Genomic DNA, 14,292 nt, shown 5'->3' on the forward strand with positions numbered 1-14,292 from the left:
GGCGGACAGCTCCCCGAGCCCCGATCATGAGGTGTGACCATCGCCGGCCGGTTCGAGGCGGCGCTCGTCGAGGAAGCGGCGCCCGACCTCAGCGGGCCCGAGCTGCTGCCCGTGCGGCTGGCCCGGGCCTGCGCCAGAACCCTTCGGGTCGACGACGCGGGACTGAGCCTGCTGGACCCCGACGACTACCGGGTACCGCTGGGCGCGAGCTCGGACGAGGCCGCGGCGGCCGAACGTCTCCAGTTCACCGTCGGCGCCGGTCCGTGCACGGCCGCCCAGCAGACGCGTCAGCCGGTCTTCGCCGTCGAGGAGGAGCTCCGGCGCCGGTGGCCGGCCTTCACCGACCTGCTCTTCCGTGCCACCTCCTACCGCGCCGTGGTGGCGTTGCCCCTGCCGTCGGCCCTGGCCGGCGCCGGGGCGATCGACCTCTACTTCCGGCGGCCCGACGACGTGCCCGCCCTCGACGTCTTCGAGGCACTGGCGGTGGGCGAGCTGGTCTCGTCCGCGCTCAGCGAGGCCGCCGTCTGGTCGTCCGGGTCGCCGGCCGAGGGCCCGGCGTGGCTCCAGGGGCCGGCCCCCCGGCGCCGGGCGACGGTGTGGGAGGCCGTGGGCAAGGTCAGCGTCGACCTGGAGGTCGGCATCCCGGCCGCGCTGGATCTGCTGCGGGCGTGCGCGTACGCCGGCGGCCGGACCACCGAGGACGTCGCCGCCGACCTGCTGGCCGGGCGGCTGCAGCCCGTCGATCTGCGCCCGGCTGCGGGCTGAGCGGATGTGCGTCACGGCGCAGTCCCACGCCGGAATGCGACTCCTCCTGGGGGTGCTGTTCCAAGCATGGGTACAGCCGTCCCGCTGACGCTCTTCGACCCGCCGACCACCCCAGCACCACCCCCCGCCGACGGCCTGCTGCGGGTGCGGGAGATCTACGCCGAACCAGCGGCTCTGGACTCCACCCGGGGGCGCCGGGTGCTCGGCCGCTTCCCGGAGGCGGAGGTGATCGAGGTGCCCTCGCACTGGCGGATCCCCGAGCTGCACGGCAATGCCGGCAACGTCGACCGCTGGGTCCGGGTGAAGACCGAGACCCTCGTGCTGGGGGTCAAGAAGTCGCTGTCGGCCCGGCCGAACAGCCGCTCGTCGAACTGGATCGCCCCGTCCACCGCCAACGGCTGCGCGATGGCGTGCGCCTACTGCTACGTCCCGCGCCGCAAGGGCTACGCCAACCCGATCACCGTCTTCACCAACATCGAGCAGATCACCGGGTACCTCCGCCGGCACGTCGCCCGTCAGGGTCCCAAGGCCGAGCCCGACCAGTGCGACCCGGTCAGCTGGGTCTACGACATCGGCGAGAACAGCGACTGCTCGGTGGACGCACTGGTCAGCGACAACGTCGCCGACCTGATCGCGACCTTCCGCGGGCTCCCGACGGCCAAGGCGTCCTTTGCGACCAAGTTCGTCAACCGGCAGCTGCTCGACCTCGACCCGGCGGGCCGGACCCGCGTCCGCTTCAGCCTCATGCCCGACCCCGACGCCAAGCTGCTCGACGTGCGCACCAGCCGCATCGACGAGCGGATCGGCGCCATCGACGACTTCGTGGAGGCCGGCTACGAGGTCCACCTGAACTTCTCGCCCGTCGTGCTCCGGGACGGGTGGGAGGCCGACTGGACGGCCCTCCTCCGCCGGCTCGACGACCAGCTGACGCCGCGCACCAAGGCGCAGGCGGCCGCCGAGGTGATCCTGCTGACCCACAACCGCGACCTGCACGAGGTGAACCTGGGCTGGCACCCCAAGGCCGAGGACTTGCTCTGGCGGCCGGAGGTGCAGCAGCCCAAGCGCAGCCAGAACGGGCAGTGGAACGTCCGCTACCGCAACGACGTCAAGCGCGCCGGTGTCGAGCGGCTGCAGGAGCTCGTCGCGACCACTGCGCCGTGGCTCCGGATCCGGTACGCCTTCTAGCCGGTCCAGCGACGAGTCGGCATGACGCCATGTCGACAATACGTGCACGTATGCTGACCAGGGGTGTGCAACCCTGTCCGTGCAGCGCAGTCGACCGGCGGAGGGGAACGGCACGCATGCTGAACGCCACCCTGCCCGCACGCGCACTGCTCGAATCCCTGCCGGACACCGTCGTCGTGGCCGACGCCGACGGGCACATCTCCTACGTCAACCCCGCGGTCTCCGCCCTTCTGGGTCACGAGGCGGCTGACCTGATCGGCCGGTCGCTCACGGTGCTCATGCCCGAGCGCTTCCGCGGAGCACACGGAGAAGGCTTCGCCCGCTTCCGGCTGACCGGGCAGGGTGAGCTGGTCGGGGCCACGACCCGGGTGCCCGCCCTGCACGCCGGCGGTCACGAGGTCCTGGTCGACCTGACCCTGTCGCGGCTGGACCCGACGCCGGGAACCGACACCGACGGTGCGGTCGTCGTCGCCGTCCTCCGCGACGCCGGCACGACCATCCAGCTCGAGCGGCAGCTGCAGGTCAGCCGGTACCTGACGGCCACGCTCCGCGTCACCGCGGCCCTCACCGAGGCGCCCGACGCCGACGTGGCCTTCGAGCAGCTCCTGCCCACGCTCTGCACCGAGCTCGACTGGGACGCCGCGACGCTGTGGCAGCCCGAGAGCGACGGCGGCCGGTTGGTCCACACCGGCACGTGGGAGGCGCCCGGCGCGTCGGTTCCCACGCTGGTGGCCGACTCGTCGGCCACCACGTTCCGGCGCGGCCAGGGTCTTCCCGGTTTGGCGTGGCAGGAACGCGCTCCCGTCGTCGTCGAGGACGCGTGGACCGACCCACGCTTCCTCCGGCAGGAGGCCGCCCGGGCCGACGCCCTGCGCACCGGCGTGGCGTTCCCGGTGATGCGCGGGGACGCGCTGCTCGCCGTCTGCGAGCTGTTCTCCTCCGAGCGTCGGGCGGTGCCGCTCGAACTGCTCGACGTGCTGGCCCACGCCGGCCGGCAGATCGGCCAGTTCCTCGGCCGGCTGCGTGCGGAGTCCGAGGTCCGGGAGCTGGCCGACACACTGCAGCGGAGCCTGCTGCCCTCGCACCTGCCCGCGATCCCCGGCATCCGGCTGGCCGCGCGCTACCGGCCCGGCGGCGGCTCGGCGCTCGTGGGCGGCGACACCTACGACGTCATGCCCCTGCCCGACGGCCGGTGGATGGTGCTCATCGCCGACGTCTGCGGCACCGGGGCCGAGGCGGCGGCGGTCACGGCGCTGACCCGGCACACGGCCCGCGCCGCCGCCTCGGCCTCGGCCGCCGGCCCCAGCGAGGTGCTCTGCGCGGTCAACACCGCTCTGCTGCAGCAGCAGGACGCCGGCCCGCTGCGCTTCGTGACCGCCTGCTGCCTGATCCTCGAACCCGGCGGGGGAGGTCACCGGCTCCGCGTCAGCGTGGCCGGCCATCCCCTCCCCCTGCTGCGGTCGGCGGACGGCGCGGTGACGGAGGTCGGCACGGCCGGGCGTCCGCTGGGCATCGACCCCGCCGTCCACTTCACCGAGACCGCCGTCGCGCTACCGGCCGGGGCGACCCTCGTGCTCTACACCGACGGGGTCACCGAGGCCAGGGACGACGTGGGCAGCCAGTTCGGCGAGGCGGGCCTCGCCCGCGTGCTGGCGGACCTGCCGGCCGCGGAGGCCGAGGGCACCGTCGCCGCGGTCGCCGCCGCCGTCGAGCGGCAGCTGCGCGGCTCCCGGTACGAGGCCGACGACCTCGCCGTCCTGGCGCTGGCCGTGCCGTCCTGAGTCCGGTCTAGCCCGTCTCGGCCGTGTCGCGGTGGGGCGCGCCGACGAGCTTGGACTCCGGTGACCCCCGCTGCCGGAGGTAGACGCTGAAGATGGCCATCGACCCGACCGCGAGCATCTCCGACTGCCAGTTCTGGAAGGACCGGTTCCAGAAGTCGGCCTCGCCGAGGTAGCCGACCCAGCTGACCGGGTCCTGGCGCTGCCCGAGCTGCTCGCCGTTGAAGGCTGCCCAGCCCGCCACGGAGGAAGCCGCCCACGTGAGCAGGAACAGCGCGCCCATCAGCAGCCCGAGCGAGCGCGAGAAGAGCGCCGTCCGCCATCCGCCCGTCCGCGCCCACGCGGGCGAGTCGTCGTCCGCGTGGCGGCCGACCTTCTGCTCCGCGTCGGACTCGGTGCCCTCCTGGCCCGGTTCCTTCGACTCGGACGAGCCGCGCTGCACCAGCCAGACCGTGGCGAAGATGTAGAGGAAGAACTGCAGGTACTCCGATTGCCAGTTCTCCATCACGTCGACGCCGAAGGACGACGAGGTGACGTACTCGAACAGGGACACCGGTTGCAGCCCGTTGGTGATCTGCTGGGCGTTGAAGTCAGCGGTACCGGAGATCGCCTGGCCCGCGAGCGTCACGACGAACAGGCCGCCGAACGCGAGGGTCAGCGCATTGGCCCGCAGGAAGCCGTACTCCTCCTCCTCGACGCTCATCGGCCCATCAGCCCCAGCGCCGAGACGTAGACGATCCCCAGCACGACGACCGCCAGGAAGGCGACGAACACCGCTCTGACCCCGGTCATGGCCCGTCCACCTCGCAGTCGTAGGGCGCCTCGGCCTGCGGAGTGCACGCCGCGGACGTGATGCGCCAGCCGGCGCCGGTCTCGGTGAGGAAGACGGTGTCGCCGGCCAGCTTGACCTGCGCGTTCCGGCCCCAGATCTCGACCGACTCGACGCTCCCGCCCTCGAGCGGCAGGTCCTGGACGGCCTCCGTGCACGGCGCGGATTCGCTTCGCTCGAAGGCAGCCAGCGTCGCGGGTGCGAGCAGGTCGCACCGCTGCTCGGGATCGCCGGACGGGTCCTCGAACGTGCTGGCGACCCGCTCCACCTCGGACTCGTGAGCGCTCGAGCACCCGGTGAGCAGCACCGCCCCGGCGGCCAGGACGACGGCCGCTCGGTGCCTGCGGGGTACGTGCACCACGACACCTCCTCCATCGCTCGCGGCGGTCTTCTCCACCTGGCCGGGGCGCTACCCCCCGTGAGATGCGCCGCAAACGATCTTCACCCGTTCGACCGATGGACTGCGGTTACCGTGGCCGGGTGGCACGGGTCGTGGTCGTCGGCGCCGGTCTGGGTGGGCTGGCGGCGGCCGCGCGCCTGGCGGCGGGAGGCCACGCCGTGACGGTGCTGGAACAGGCCGAGCGCGTGGGCGGGAAGCTCGGCTGGTTCGCCCGGGACGGTCACGCCTTCGACACCGGTCCGAGCCTGGTGACGCTGCCACAGGTGTACCGCGACCTCTTCGCCGCGACCGGAGGGCCGCTGGAGGACGCCGTCGACCTGGCCCGGCTCGACCCCGCGGTCGCCTACCGGTTCGCCGACGGCACACGGCTGACGGTGCCCGGCACGGCCGCGGCGATCCCGCCGGCCCTCGACGCCGCCCTGGGCGCGGGGGCCGGTGCCTCGTGGACGGCGCTGCTGGACCGAGCCGCGGCGATGTGGCGGATCAGCGAGGAGCCCTTCCTGCGCCGGCCGCTGCAGGGTGCGGCGACCCTGGCGCGGCTGGCGCGCAGCCCGGGCGACGTCGCCACGATCGCCCCCTGGCAGACGCTGCGCGGCCTGGGCGGTCAGGTCCTGGACGACCCCCGCCTGCGGATGCTGCTGGACCGCTACGCCACCTACTCCGGGTCCGACCCCCGGCGGGCACCGGCGGTGCTGGCCACCGTCCCCTACGTGGAGCAGACGTTCGGGTCCTGGTACGTCCGCGGCGGACTGCACCGGTTGGGCCTGGCCGTGGCACGGCGGGCCGTCGAACGGGGAGCCGTGATCCGGACGGGCTGCCGGGTGCGCCGGGTCCTCGTGGAGGCCGGACGCGCGGCGGGCGTGCAGCTGGCCGACGGCGAACGCGTGCCCGCCGACGTCGTCGTCTCCGCCGTGGACGCCGCCGCGCTGTACGCCGACCTCCTGCCCGGCGAGCGACGCACCGCGGGGACCCGGCGCGACCTGGCGCGGGCGACCCAGTCGCTCTCCGGCGTCGTCCTGCTGCTCGCGCTCCGCGGGCGCACGCCCGGGCTCGCCCACCACACCGTGCTGTTCCCCGAGGACTACGACGCCGAGTTCGACGCGGTCTTCGGCACCGGGCCCTTCCGCGACCGACCGCGGCCGGTGCCCGATCCGACCGTCTACGTCAGCGCGCCCGACGACCCGGCGCTCCGGCCGGACGACGACAGCGAGTCGTGGTTCGTCCTCGTCAACGCTCCCCGGCACGACCCGCGACGAGGCATCGACTGGGATGCCCCGGGGTTGGCCGACCGGTACGCCGATCTCGTCCTCGACGTGCTGGCCCGGCGCGGCCTCGACGTCCGCGACCGGATCCGCTGGCGGGTCGTGCGCACCCCGGCCGACCTCGCCCGCGACACCTCCAGCGTCGGAGGCGCCATCTACGGCACGTCGAGCAACGGGACCCGGGCGGCGTTCCTGCGGCCGGCGAACGCCTCCCCCGTCCCCGACCTCTTCCTGGTCGGTGGCTCGTCGCACCCGGGAGGTGGGCTCCCGCTGGTCGCGCTCTCGGCGCAGATCGTCGCCGGCCTCGTCGGTCCGGCCTGATGCCTCAGCCGGTCCGCACGGCCGTGAGGGTCACCACCGGCGCGCCGGGCGCGAGGGGCCGCGGCTGCGCCGGGTCGAACCCCGCCCCGGCGAGCTGGGCCAGCAGCTCACCGGTGTCGGGCAGCTCCATCCGGCCCTCCTGCGCCCGCAGCAGCAGGTCGAAGTGCCGGCTGAACAGCTGCGGAGCCGCCACGCTGGTCACCAGGAAGAGCATGCCGCCGGGCGCGAGCAGGGAGGCGACGTCGCGCAGCAGCGTCCCCCGCTCGTCGGCCGGCACGTAGTAGACGACGTTGGCGAGCACGACGAAGTCGAAGGGTTCGGCCAGCGGACCGCTCCGCTCCTGCGCCGCCTCCCGCAGGTCGGCGCGGAGGACCGCGGCACGGCCGTCGAGCTTCCGGTCGCGCAGGGTCTGCTCGGCCAGGGCCGCGGTATCGGCGTCGGCGTCGATGCCCACGCCCACCGCCTCGGGGGCGGCCTCCAGCATCGCGGCCAGCTGCAGCCCGGCGCCGCATCCGATGTCCAGCACCCGCCGTGCCCGGTGCTCGGCGACGCTGCCGGTGAGCCGGCCGAGCACGAACGGCTGGAAGCCGGCGGAGATGCGCGCGATCAGGGCGCCCTGCTCGACGACGTCGCGGCGCGGTGGCCCCCCGGCAAGCTGCTTGCGCAGGTCCCGGTACAGCCCGGTGTGGAATCCCGGGAAGGCCTGGTAGGCGGCCCGCACGAGGTCGTCGTCGACGACCGCGCGCCCGTGGGCGGTCAGCTCCCATGAGCCGCCGTCCTGACCGCGGACGAGGCCCGCGGAGGCGACCACCCGCACGAAGGCCGTGAGCAGCACCTCGTCCTCCACCGCCATCCGCCGCGCGAGGTCACCGACGGTCGCAGGGCCCGCGGCGAGGGAGTCGAGGAGGCCGGTGTCGACGGCGGCACCGGCCAGGTGGAGCCGGATCGCGGTCACGCCCTCCCGGTTGGCGCGCACGCGGGCGCGGAGGTTGCCCGCCCGCGCCAGCGTCCAGAGCGCCCTGGTGCTGATCATCCGCGGCATGTCCGCCTCCCGTTCCCACCGGAGGGCCACTGTCGCGACTCCGGGGCCCGGTCGCCAGGGAGGTCTGCGCGGTGCCGCGCCCTGGGGACGTCGTCCCCCTGACGGAGCGGGGTGCGTCAGCTCAGGTGCGGGCGCCGCCGTAGCCCAGGACGGCGGCGAGGCCGAGAGCGCTGCGGGGCGCGTACGCGGTGCGCCACAGGCCACCGTGCGCCGCGGCGTACGCCTCGTCCTCCCACGGGTGCGGGTGCGCCGGCCCGCCACCGGTGTGCAGGTCGTGGACGAGCAGCGCGGCCATGAGCACGTTCGCGGTGGCCGGCTCGAAGACCTCCACGCCGAAGCGGTGCGCCCCCGCGTACGCCGCGGCCAGCGCCCGGTTCTTCACCACCGACCGGGTGCGGGTGGGCGGGGCGACGTTCATCGACACCGTCGTCCCGGCATCCCGTGCGACGACGGCCCGCCAGCGCTGCAGCCGCTTGGCCAGGGCGTAGTTCGGACCCTGCTGCGGCACCAGGCTGTCGCTGATGCCCGGGTCGGCGCCGGGCACGTACGCCCGCCGGAGCAGCCGCCCCGCGGAGAGCGTCCGCAGGGGACGGCCCAGCAGCTTGGCCGTCCTGGACCGGCCGGCGTAGGCGCGCACCGAGTGCTCCACCGCCTCGGCGGGAACGGCGAACACGTCCGTCGGGGTGGCGAGGAACGCCAGGGCGGTGTCCGGCCGGGCCCCCTGGAGGCGCGTGGTGAGCGCGTCGACGGCCATGGAGACGCGGACGTTGGTGGCGCCGTCGGCGTACACGTAGTTGCCCAGCACGGGCGTCCCCGGCAGGCCCGGGATCCACTCGGCGACCGCCGGGACCTCCGTGATCAGGTCGGCGCCCGCCGACCGCGATAGCCCCCTGCCGTCGCCCCCGGCACCGTGGCCGGTGGGCACCAGCAAGGTGCCGGCCCCGCGGCGGGCGGTGTCCAGCACCCGCTCCCAGACCTGCGGCCGGGGCAGGTCGATCGCGGCGACGCGGGCACCCCACCGCAGCAGCGCCGTCAGGGGTCCCATCTCCGCACCCGCCCCCAGGACCGTGACGGTGTGGTCGGGCAGCGCCAGCCACTCCGGGTGTGCGGCGACGGCGCGCACGGCCTCGGCGCAGGAGGGCTCCACCACGCCCCGGTCCACCCAGGCATCGAGCTGCCGGAGCAGGTCGTCCCGGCGCAACCGCCGCCCGGAGTACGGCAGGGACAGTTCCCGCTCGGGCTCGGCCGTCCCCGCCACCTCCACGGCGGCGAGGGTGCGGCCGGCCGGCGCGGTGCGGAGGTGGTCCAGCCCCGTCTCCCCCTGCCCGGGCAGGACGACGCGCATCCTGCCGTGCAGCGACTCCAGACCGGCGGCGGCGATGGAGACCGCGGCCTCCCGCGAGGTCAGCCCCGCCTCGACCAGCCGGCGGAAGTGCACGAGGTAGCCGGCCCGCCAGTTGGTCTCCTGCTCCGCCGCTAACGCGCCGGCCCGGTCCACCGGCCGGAGGGCGTCGCCCACGACTGACCGGCCGAGTGCGGCCGTGCTGCGCCGCCCGTCCGCGGTGGCCGGGAAGACCACGCCCGCCTCGGCGGCCCCGCTCATCGCGGTCCGCTCACGGCGCCGTCACCCCGTCGACCGGAGCGCCGGCCTCCAGCCAGTGCAGCAGGGTCCGCGCGCCGAACCCGGTGCCGCCCTTCACCACCTCTGCCTCGTCCGAGCCGGCCCGTGCGGGACCGGCCACGTCGAGGTGCGCCCACGGCAGGTCGCCGGCGAAGGGCTGCAGGAACAGCGCCGCCGTCGTCCCGCCGGGATTGCCCGGCGCGTTGTTGGCATCGGCGACGGCGCTGTCGAGCAGGTCGCGGTGCTCCTCGAGCAGCGGCATCCGCCAGGACGGCTCACCGGCACGTGCCCCGGCCGTGCGCAGGGCGTCGGCGAGCCCGTCGGTGGTCGCGAACAGGCCGGCGGTCCGCGTGCCGAGGGCCACCTTCATCGCACCGGTCAGCGTGGCCACGTCCACCAGGACCGTCGCACCGAGCTCCAGGCGCGCGTAGGCGAGCCCGTCGGCCAGCACCATCCGCCCCTCGGCATCGGTGTTGAGCACCTCCGTCGTCCGCCCTCCGACGTGCCGGACCACGTCGGCGGGGCGGTAGGAGGAGCCGGAGACGGAGTTCTCCGCGGCCGGCACCACCGCGGTCACCGCGACGGGCAGCTCGAGCGCGGAGACGGCGTCGATCGTGGCGAGGACCGCCGCGCCCCCGGCCATGTCGGTCTTCATCTCGCGCATGCCGGCGGTGGGCTTGATGGAGAGGCCGCCGGTGTCGAAGGTGATGCCCTTGCCGACGAGCACCGGATGCCCCGGGCCCGCGGCCGGGTGGCGGTAGCGGGCGACGACCACCCGCGGCGGCGTGGCCGAGCCACCGCCGACGGCGAGGACGCCGCCGAACCCGCCGGCGCGCAGCTCCTCGGGACCGAGGACCGTGACGGTGACGTGCGGCCGGCCCGCCAGCCGGTCGACGGCCTGCTCGGCGAACCAGGCCGGGTTCTTCACGTTGCTGGGGGTGTTGACCAGGTCCCGGGCCCAGGCGACCGCCGCGGCGGACACCCGGCCGGTCTCCGCGGCGGCGGTCACCGCGGGATCGGTGGCGTCGGCCACCACCACGGTGACCGTCGCCAGACGCGGTGGGTGCGGCTTGGACAGCTCGCGGAACCGGTAGCCGGCCAGCAGGGCCGCCTCCACGGCGGCGCGCACCTCCGCCGCGCCGGCGGGGGCGGCGGTGGTGTCCACCGGCAGGACCAGCCGTCGGGCGCCGTGCTCGGCCAGGGTCTGCCCGCGCCGCACGGCGGTGGCCACGTACGTGCGCAGATCGGGGAGGGTGCCCTCACCCACGCCGACGGCGGCGACACCGCGCGGCCGCCGTCCGGCGATCGGTACGAACGTCTGCGTGCCCGCCGCGCCCTTGTTGCCGGTGTCGGCCAGGGCGCCGGTGAGCAGCTCGGGACTGACCGGCGGCGCGGCCGTCGCGTCCAGCCAGCGGGGCAGCGCGCCGCCGGGGCCGACCGGCACGGCGAGGACGTCGTCGGTGCCGAGCGCGGGGATGTCCGGTACGACGTCGACCCGCGGCAACGGCGCGGCCCCGGTCGCCGGCGAGGTGCCGGCGGCCGGGGCCGTGTCGTCGTTCGCGGGGCTGCCCGGGGGCAGGCTCGCGGAGGTGTTCAGCTGGTCGCGCCCTTCAGCGCCTCCGACAGCGCCGCCGCCTCGTCGGGCGACAGCTCGACGACCAGGCGACCGCCTCCCTCGAGCGGTACGCGCATGACCAGGCCGCGCCCCTCCTTGGTCACTTCGAGGGGACCTTCACCCGTACGCGGCTTCATGGCCGCCATGCGTGCCTCCTTCGCCGGCCACACCCCCGCTGCCTCGGGCAGAAGAGGCGCGGCGTCCGTCGCTTGCTGTGCGCTCTGCACCAATGATCCCGTATGACCGTCGTCCGTCCAACACGAGCCCCCTCGGTTCAGCCTCTCGCGTCGGCGCGGAAGCAGTCCGCGACGTGGTCGTCGACCATCCCGGTGGCCTGCATGAGCGCGTAGGCGGTCGTCGGCCCGACGAAGACGAAGCCCCGCCGCTTGAGCTCCTTGGCCATCGCCACCGACTCCGGGCTGGTGGCCGGCACGTCGGCGAGCGTCGCCGGCCGGGGGCGGGTGACGGCCGGTGCGAACGACCACAGCAGCGCCGACAGGCCCTCGGGCAGCTGCTGCGCCGCCCGGGCGTTGCGGACCGCGGCCGCGATCTTCGCCCGGTTCCGGACGATCGAGGCATCGGCCATGAGGCGCGCCTCGTCGGCCTCGGTGAACGCCGCGACGGCGTCGATGGCGAACCCCGCGAACGCCGCGCGGAAGGCCGGTCGCTTCCGCAGGATCGTGATCCAGGACAGCCCGGACTGGAACGCCTCGAGACACAGCCGCTCGAACAGCGGGTCGTCGCCGTGCAGCGGCGTGCCCCATTCCTCGTCGTGGTAGCGCACGTACTCGGGGGCGCTGGTCGCCCACGCGCACCGGGGCCGGTCGCTGTCCATGACCGCACGCTAGCGCCGGGGTCCGACATCCCCCGGCCCTCGGCGGATCAGCCGAGCGGCGAGCCGACCACCCCGGTGACCAGGTCCTTGGTGTAGACGTCCCGCAGCTTGTTCGTGTCGGCCGAGGCCAGCGCCTGGGAGGTCGCGACCAGCACCCGGTCGCCGGTCAGCGCCATCACGCGGCCGTACTCGGCCGGGAGGATGGGACCGGTCGGCCCGGTGGTGGCCCGCCCGTCCTCGTCAGCGGTGACGAGGACCAGCAGGCCACCGGCGCCCCCGCCCAGATCCCGCCGGTAGAGGTCGGTGTGCCCGTTGCCGTCCACGGGCAGCGCCGCCGCGGTGGTGCCGAAGAACCCGTACCGGCCGGTCGGGTCCAGCTCGACCTTGTGCTCGAGCACGGTCGTCTGGCCGCTGCCCATCGGCACCACGCCGCCGCCGACGGTGTCGACCCGGTAGGCCAGCCCGGTGGACCAGCTCGCGGTGGGCGTGGTGGTGCCGAGCTTGGCCGAGCTCACCAGCGCCACGTAGCGGCCGTCGTCGCTGATGGCGACGTCCCCCGCGTCACGAAAGACGGCGAACTCGGTGGGGCGGCCGGCGAGGAGGACCGACGAGACCACGGCGATGTCGCCGGCACCCGTCCCGGACAGCGTCTTGCGGTACAGCACCACGGGGCCGGTCGACGACGTCGCGGGGAACAGGGCGAAACGGCCGTCCGGCGTGAGCGCCAGCGCGGGCCCGGTCGCTGTCCTCGTCAGGCTCGCACCGGTCGCCGTGCTGGAGACGCGGGTGACCGCGCCGGTCGTCATGTCCTTCGCGAAGACGTCCACGACGCCGTTGGTGTCACCGGCGACCAGGTCGGCGCGCTCCGAGTAGAAGAGCACCAGGCGGCCGTCCCCGGACACGACGACGGACGGAGCGGTCGCCGTCACCGACGGACCGGTCTGCAGCAGCGTGCCGGCGGTGGTGGCGCTCTCCTGCCCGCCGGACGGCACGCTCACCAGCGACCAGGCGCGGGTGGAGACGTCGAAGCGGTAGACGTCGGCCAGCCCGTTGGTGTCCGCGGGATCCAGGGCCGCGGTCGTGGCCAGGACGACGTAGCGGCCGTCGTCGCTGATCGCCGGGGCGCCGGTGTTGGTGCGGTCGGTCGCGCCGGTGGCCGTGCCCGGCAGCGGGGCGATCCGCGAAGCGCTGCCCGCCGTCCGGTCCAGCACGTACAGCTCGTAGGCGGTGTTCGTGTCCGCCGGCTCGAGCCGGGCCCGCGTGCCGACGACGACGTAGCGCCCGTCGCCGCTGACGGCCAGGCCCCCCGTCTCGCCCGCGCCCTGGACGGGGACCGTCGCCGAGACGGGCACCACCGTCACCGGGGCGGAGGGCACCGACACGTGGCCACCGGCGTCCACGGCGACCACGGTGAACCGGTACGTCACCCCGTTCGTGAGCCCCAGGACGGCGGCGCTGGTCGACGGCGCCGACGCCGTGGCCAGCACCGTGCCGTCCTCGGCGAGCACCCGGTAGGCGGCCACGTCGGCATCCGCCGGAGCCGTCCAGGAGACGACCGCGCGGCGGTCACCGGCGGTGGCCGCCGGGTTCGTCGGCGGCGCAGGGGCCATGTCGCGGGGCGTCCCGGTGGCCGGGGCGGACGCGGCCGACCGGTTGCCGTGGGTGTCGACCGCGACGAGCGTGTACGTGTACGCGACGTCGTTGGTCAGGCCGGTGTCGGTGTACGAGGTCGCCGTGACGGTGGCGAGCTCCACCCCGTCGCGCAGCACCCGGTAGCCGGCCAGGTCGGGCTCGGTGTTCGCCGTCCAGGAGAGCGAGAGGCGCCGCTCACCGGTGGTGACGACCAGCCCGGTGGGGGCGGCCGGTGGCGTCAGGTCGGTGGGCGTGGCCGACACCGGTGCCGACTGCGTGGACCGGTTGCCGGACGTGTCGACGGCGACCAGCGTGTAGCTGTACGTCCTGTCGTTGATCAGGCCGGTGTCGGTGTAGGTCCGCGCGGTGACCGCCGCGATCTCCACGCCGTCGCGCAGGATCCGGTAGCTCGCCAGGTCCGCTTCGGTGTTGGCCGTCCAGGACAGGCTCACCCGGCCGTCCCCCCGGACGGCCGTCAGCCCGGTCGGCGCCGCGGGCGGGGTCACGTCGGAGTTGGAGCTGATCGGTGCCGACGCGGCCGACCGGTTGCCGTGGGTGTCGACGGCGACCAGCGCGTAGGCGCGGGAGACGCCGTTGGCCTGGGTGTCGGTGTAGGTCGTCCCGGTGACGGTGGCGATCTCCACGCCGTCGCGCAGGACCCGGTAGCTGGCCAGGTCGGGCTCGCTGTTCGCCGTCCAGGTGAGGACCGGCTGCCCGCTGGCGCGGCTCACCACCAGACCGGTCGGTGTCGCGGGCGCGGTGAGGTCGGTGGGGGTCGCCGACACCGTTGCCGACGGCGCCGACCGGTTGCCGCGGGTGTCCACCGCCACCAGGGCGTATCCGTAGGTCGTGTCGTTGGTCAGCCCAGTGTCGGTGTACGTCGTACCGGTGACGGTGGCGATCTCCACCCCACCCCGCAGCACCCGGTAGCTCGCCAGGTCCGGCTCCGCGTTCGCAGTCCAGGACAGGGTCACCCGGCCGTCGCCGCGAAGTGCGACCAGCCCCGT

Annotated in this window: 12 protein-coding genes; 4 read left to right on the plus strand and 8 right to left on the minus strand. The window is 74.8% G+C overall.

The annotated features are described in order from the left end of the window. The first annotated feature begins 33 nt into the window (after positions 1 to 33). The 3 genes from ACFSHS_RS04310 to ACFSHS_RS04320 all read left to right on the plus strand — a co-directional run bounded on the left by ACFSHS_RS04310 (position 34) and on the right by ACFSHS_RS04320 (position 3,731). Entirely contained in the window at positions 34 to 765 is a 732-nt protein-coding gene (locus ACFSHS_RS04310; protein WP_376872204.1) for a GAF domain-containing protein, read from the plus strand. A 66-nt stretch (positions 766 to 831) separates the two neighbouring features. Continuing rightward, positions 832 to 1,950 (plus strand): spore photoproduct lyase family protein, encoded by a 1,119-nt coding sequence (locus ACFSHS_RS04315; protein WP_376872207.1) that lies wholly within the window; start codon positions 832 to 834, stop codon positions 1,948 to 1,950. Positions 1,951 to 2,066: 116 nt separating this feature from the next. Next, positions 2,067 to 3,731 (plus strand): SpoIIE family protein phosphatase, encoded by a 1,665-nt coding sequence (locus tag ACFSHS_RS04320; RefSeq protein ID WP_376872209.1) that lies wholly within the window; start codon positions 2,067 to 2,069, stop codon positions 3,729 to 3,731. A 7-nt stretch (positions 3,732 to 3,738) separates the two neighbouring features. On the opposite strand, the gene ACFSHS_RS04325 is transcribed toward ACFSHS_RS04320, so the two are convergent. Further along, entirely contained in the window at positions 3,739 to 4,431 is a 693-nt protein-coding gene (locus ACFSHS_RS04325) for a DUF6766 family protein (RefSeq protein ID WP_376872211.1), read from the minus strand. A gap of 85 nt (positions 4,432 to 4,516) precedes the next feature. Beyond that, the gene (locus ACFSHS_RS04330; protein ID WP_376872214.1) at positions 4,517 to 4,918 is read right to left on the minus strand and encodes a hypothetical protein; all 402 of its coding nucleotides are present in this window, start codon (positions 4,916 to 4,918) and stop codon (positions 4,517 to 4,519) included. A 119-nt stretch (positions 4,919 to 5,037) separates the two neighbouring features. Here ACFSHS_RS04330 and ACFSHS_RS04335 point away from each other — a divergent pair, with 119 nt between their 5' ends. After that, positions 5,038 to 6,540, plus strand: a complete 1,503-nt coding sequence (locus ACFSHS_RS04335) for a phytoene desaturase family protein (protein ID WP_376872216.1) — start codon at positions 5,038 to 5,040, stop codon at positions 6,538 to 6,540. A gap of 4 nt (positions 6,541 to 6,544) precedes the next feature. Here the strand turns inward: ACFSHS_RS04335 and ACFSHS_RS04340 are convergent, their stop codons facing one another. From ACFSHS_RS04340 to ACFSHS_RS04365, 6 genes are all read right to left on the minus strand, one after another. Beyond that, positions 6,545 to 7,582 carry a class I SAM-dependent methyltransferase gene (locus tag ACFSHS_RS04340; protein WP_376872219.1) on the minus strand — a complete coding sequence of 346 codons (1,038 nt, stop codon included), beginning with the start codon at positions 7,580 to 7,582 and terminating at the stop codon, positions 6,545 to 6,547. Positions 7,583 to 7,703: 121 nt separating this feature from the next. Further along, on the minus strand, positions 7,704 to 9,185 hold the full coding sequence (locus ACFSHS_RS04345; protein ID WP_376872222.1) for a hypothetical protein: 1,482 nt from the start codon (positions 9,183 to 9,185) through the stop codon (positions 7,704 to 7,706). A 10-nt stretch (positions 9,186 to 9,195) separates the two neighbouring features. After that, positions 9,196 to 10,707, minus strand: coding sequence for a leucyl aminopeptidase family protein (locus ACFSHS_RS04350; RefSeq protein WP_376872225.1), 1,512 nt, complete (start codon positions 10,705 to 10,707; stop codon positions 9,196 to 9,198). An 89-nt stretch (positions 10,708 to 10,796) separates the two neighbouring features. Beyond that, positions 10,797 to 10,964, minus strand: coding sequence for a DUF3117 domain-containing protein (locus tag ACFSHS_RS04355; protein WP_012947303.1), 168 nt, complete (start codon positions 10,962 to 10,964; stop codon positions 10,797 to 10,799). Positions 10,965 to 11,092: 128 nt separating this feature from the next. Then, positions 11,093 to 11,653 carry a DNA-3-methyladenine glycosylase I gene (locus ACFSHS_RS04360; RefSeq protein WP_376872229.1) on the minus strand — a complete coding sequence of 187 codons (561 nt, stop codon included), beginning with the start codon at positions 11,651 to 11,653 and terminating at the stop codon, positions 11,093 to 11,095. Positions 11,654 to 11,700: 47 nt separating this feature from the next. After that, positions 11,701 to 14,292 (minus strand): fibronectin type III domain-containing protein (locus ACFSHS_RS04365; protein WP_376872232.1); only part of this gene is annotated, 2,592 nt, incomplete at its 5' end.

It is taken from the genome of Blastococcus deserti (assembly GCF_042682525.1).
GTDB lineage: Bacteria > Actinomycetota > Actinomycetes > Mycobacteriales > Geodermatophilaceae > Blastococcus_B > Blastococcus_B deserti.

Coding starts and splice junctions, on each gene's coding strand:
- ACFSHS_RS04315 (WP_376872207.1), top strand. CDS start 832: ATGGGTACAGCCGTCCCGCTGACGCTCTTCGACCCGCCGACCACCCCA.
- ACFSHS_RS04320 (WP_376872209.1), top strand. CDS start 2,067: ATGCTGAACGCCACCCTGCCCGCACGCGCACTGCTCGAATCCCTGCCG.
- ACFSHS_RS04325 (WP_376872211.1), bottom strand. CDS start 4,431: ATGAGCGTCGAGGAGGAGGAGTACGGCTTCCTGCGGGCCAATGCGCTG.
- ACFSHS_RS04340 (WP_376872219.1), bottom strand. CDS start 7,582: ATGCCGCGGATGATCAGCACCAGGGCGCTCTGGACGCTGGCGCGGGCG.
- ACFSHS_RS04345 (WP_376872222.1), bottom strand. CDS start 9,185: ATGAGCGGGGCCGCCGAGGCGGGCGTGGTCTTCCCGGCCACCGCGGAC.
- ACFSHS_RS04355 (WP_012947303.1), bottom strand. CDS start 10,964: ATGGCGGCCATGAAGCCGCGTACGGGTGAAGGTCCCCTCGAAGTGACC.
- ACFSHS_RS04360 (WP_376872229.1), bottom strand. CDS start 11,653: ATGGACAGCGACCGGCCCCGGTGCGCGTGGGCGACCAGCGCCCCCGAG.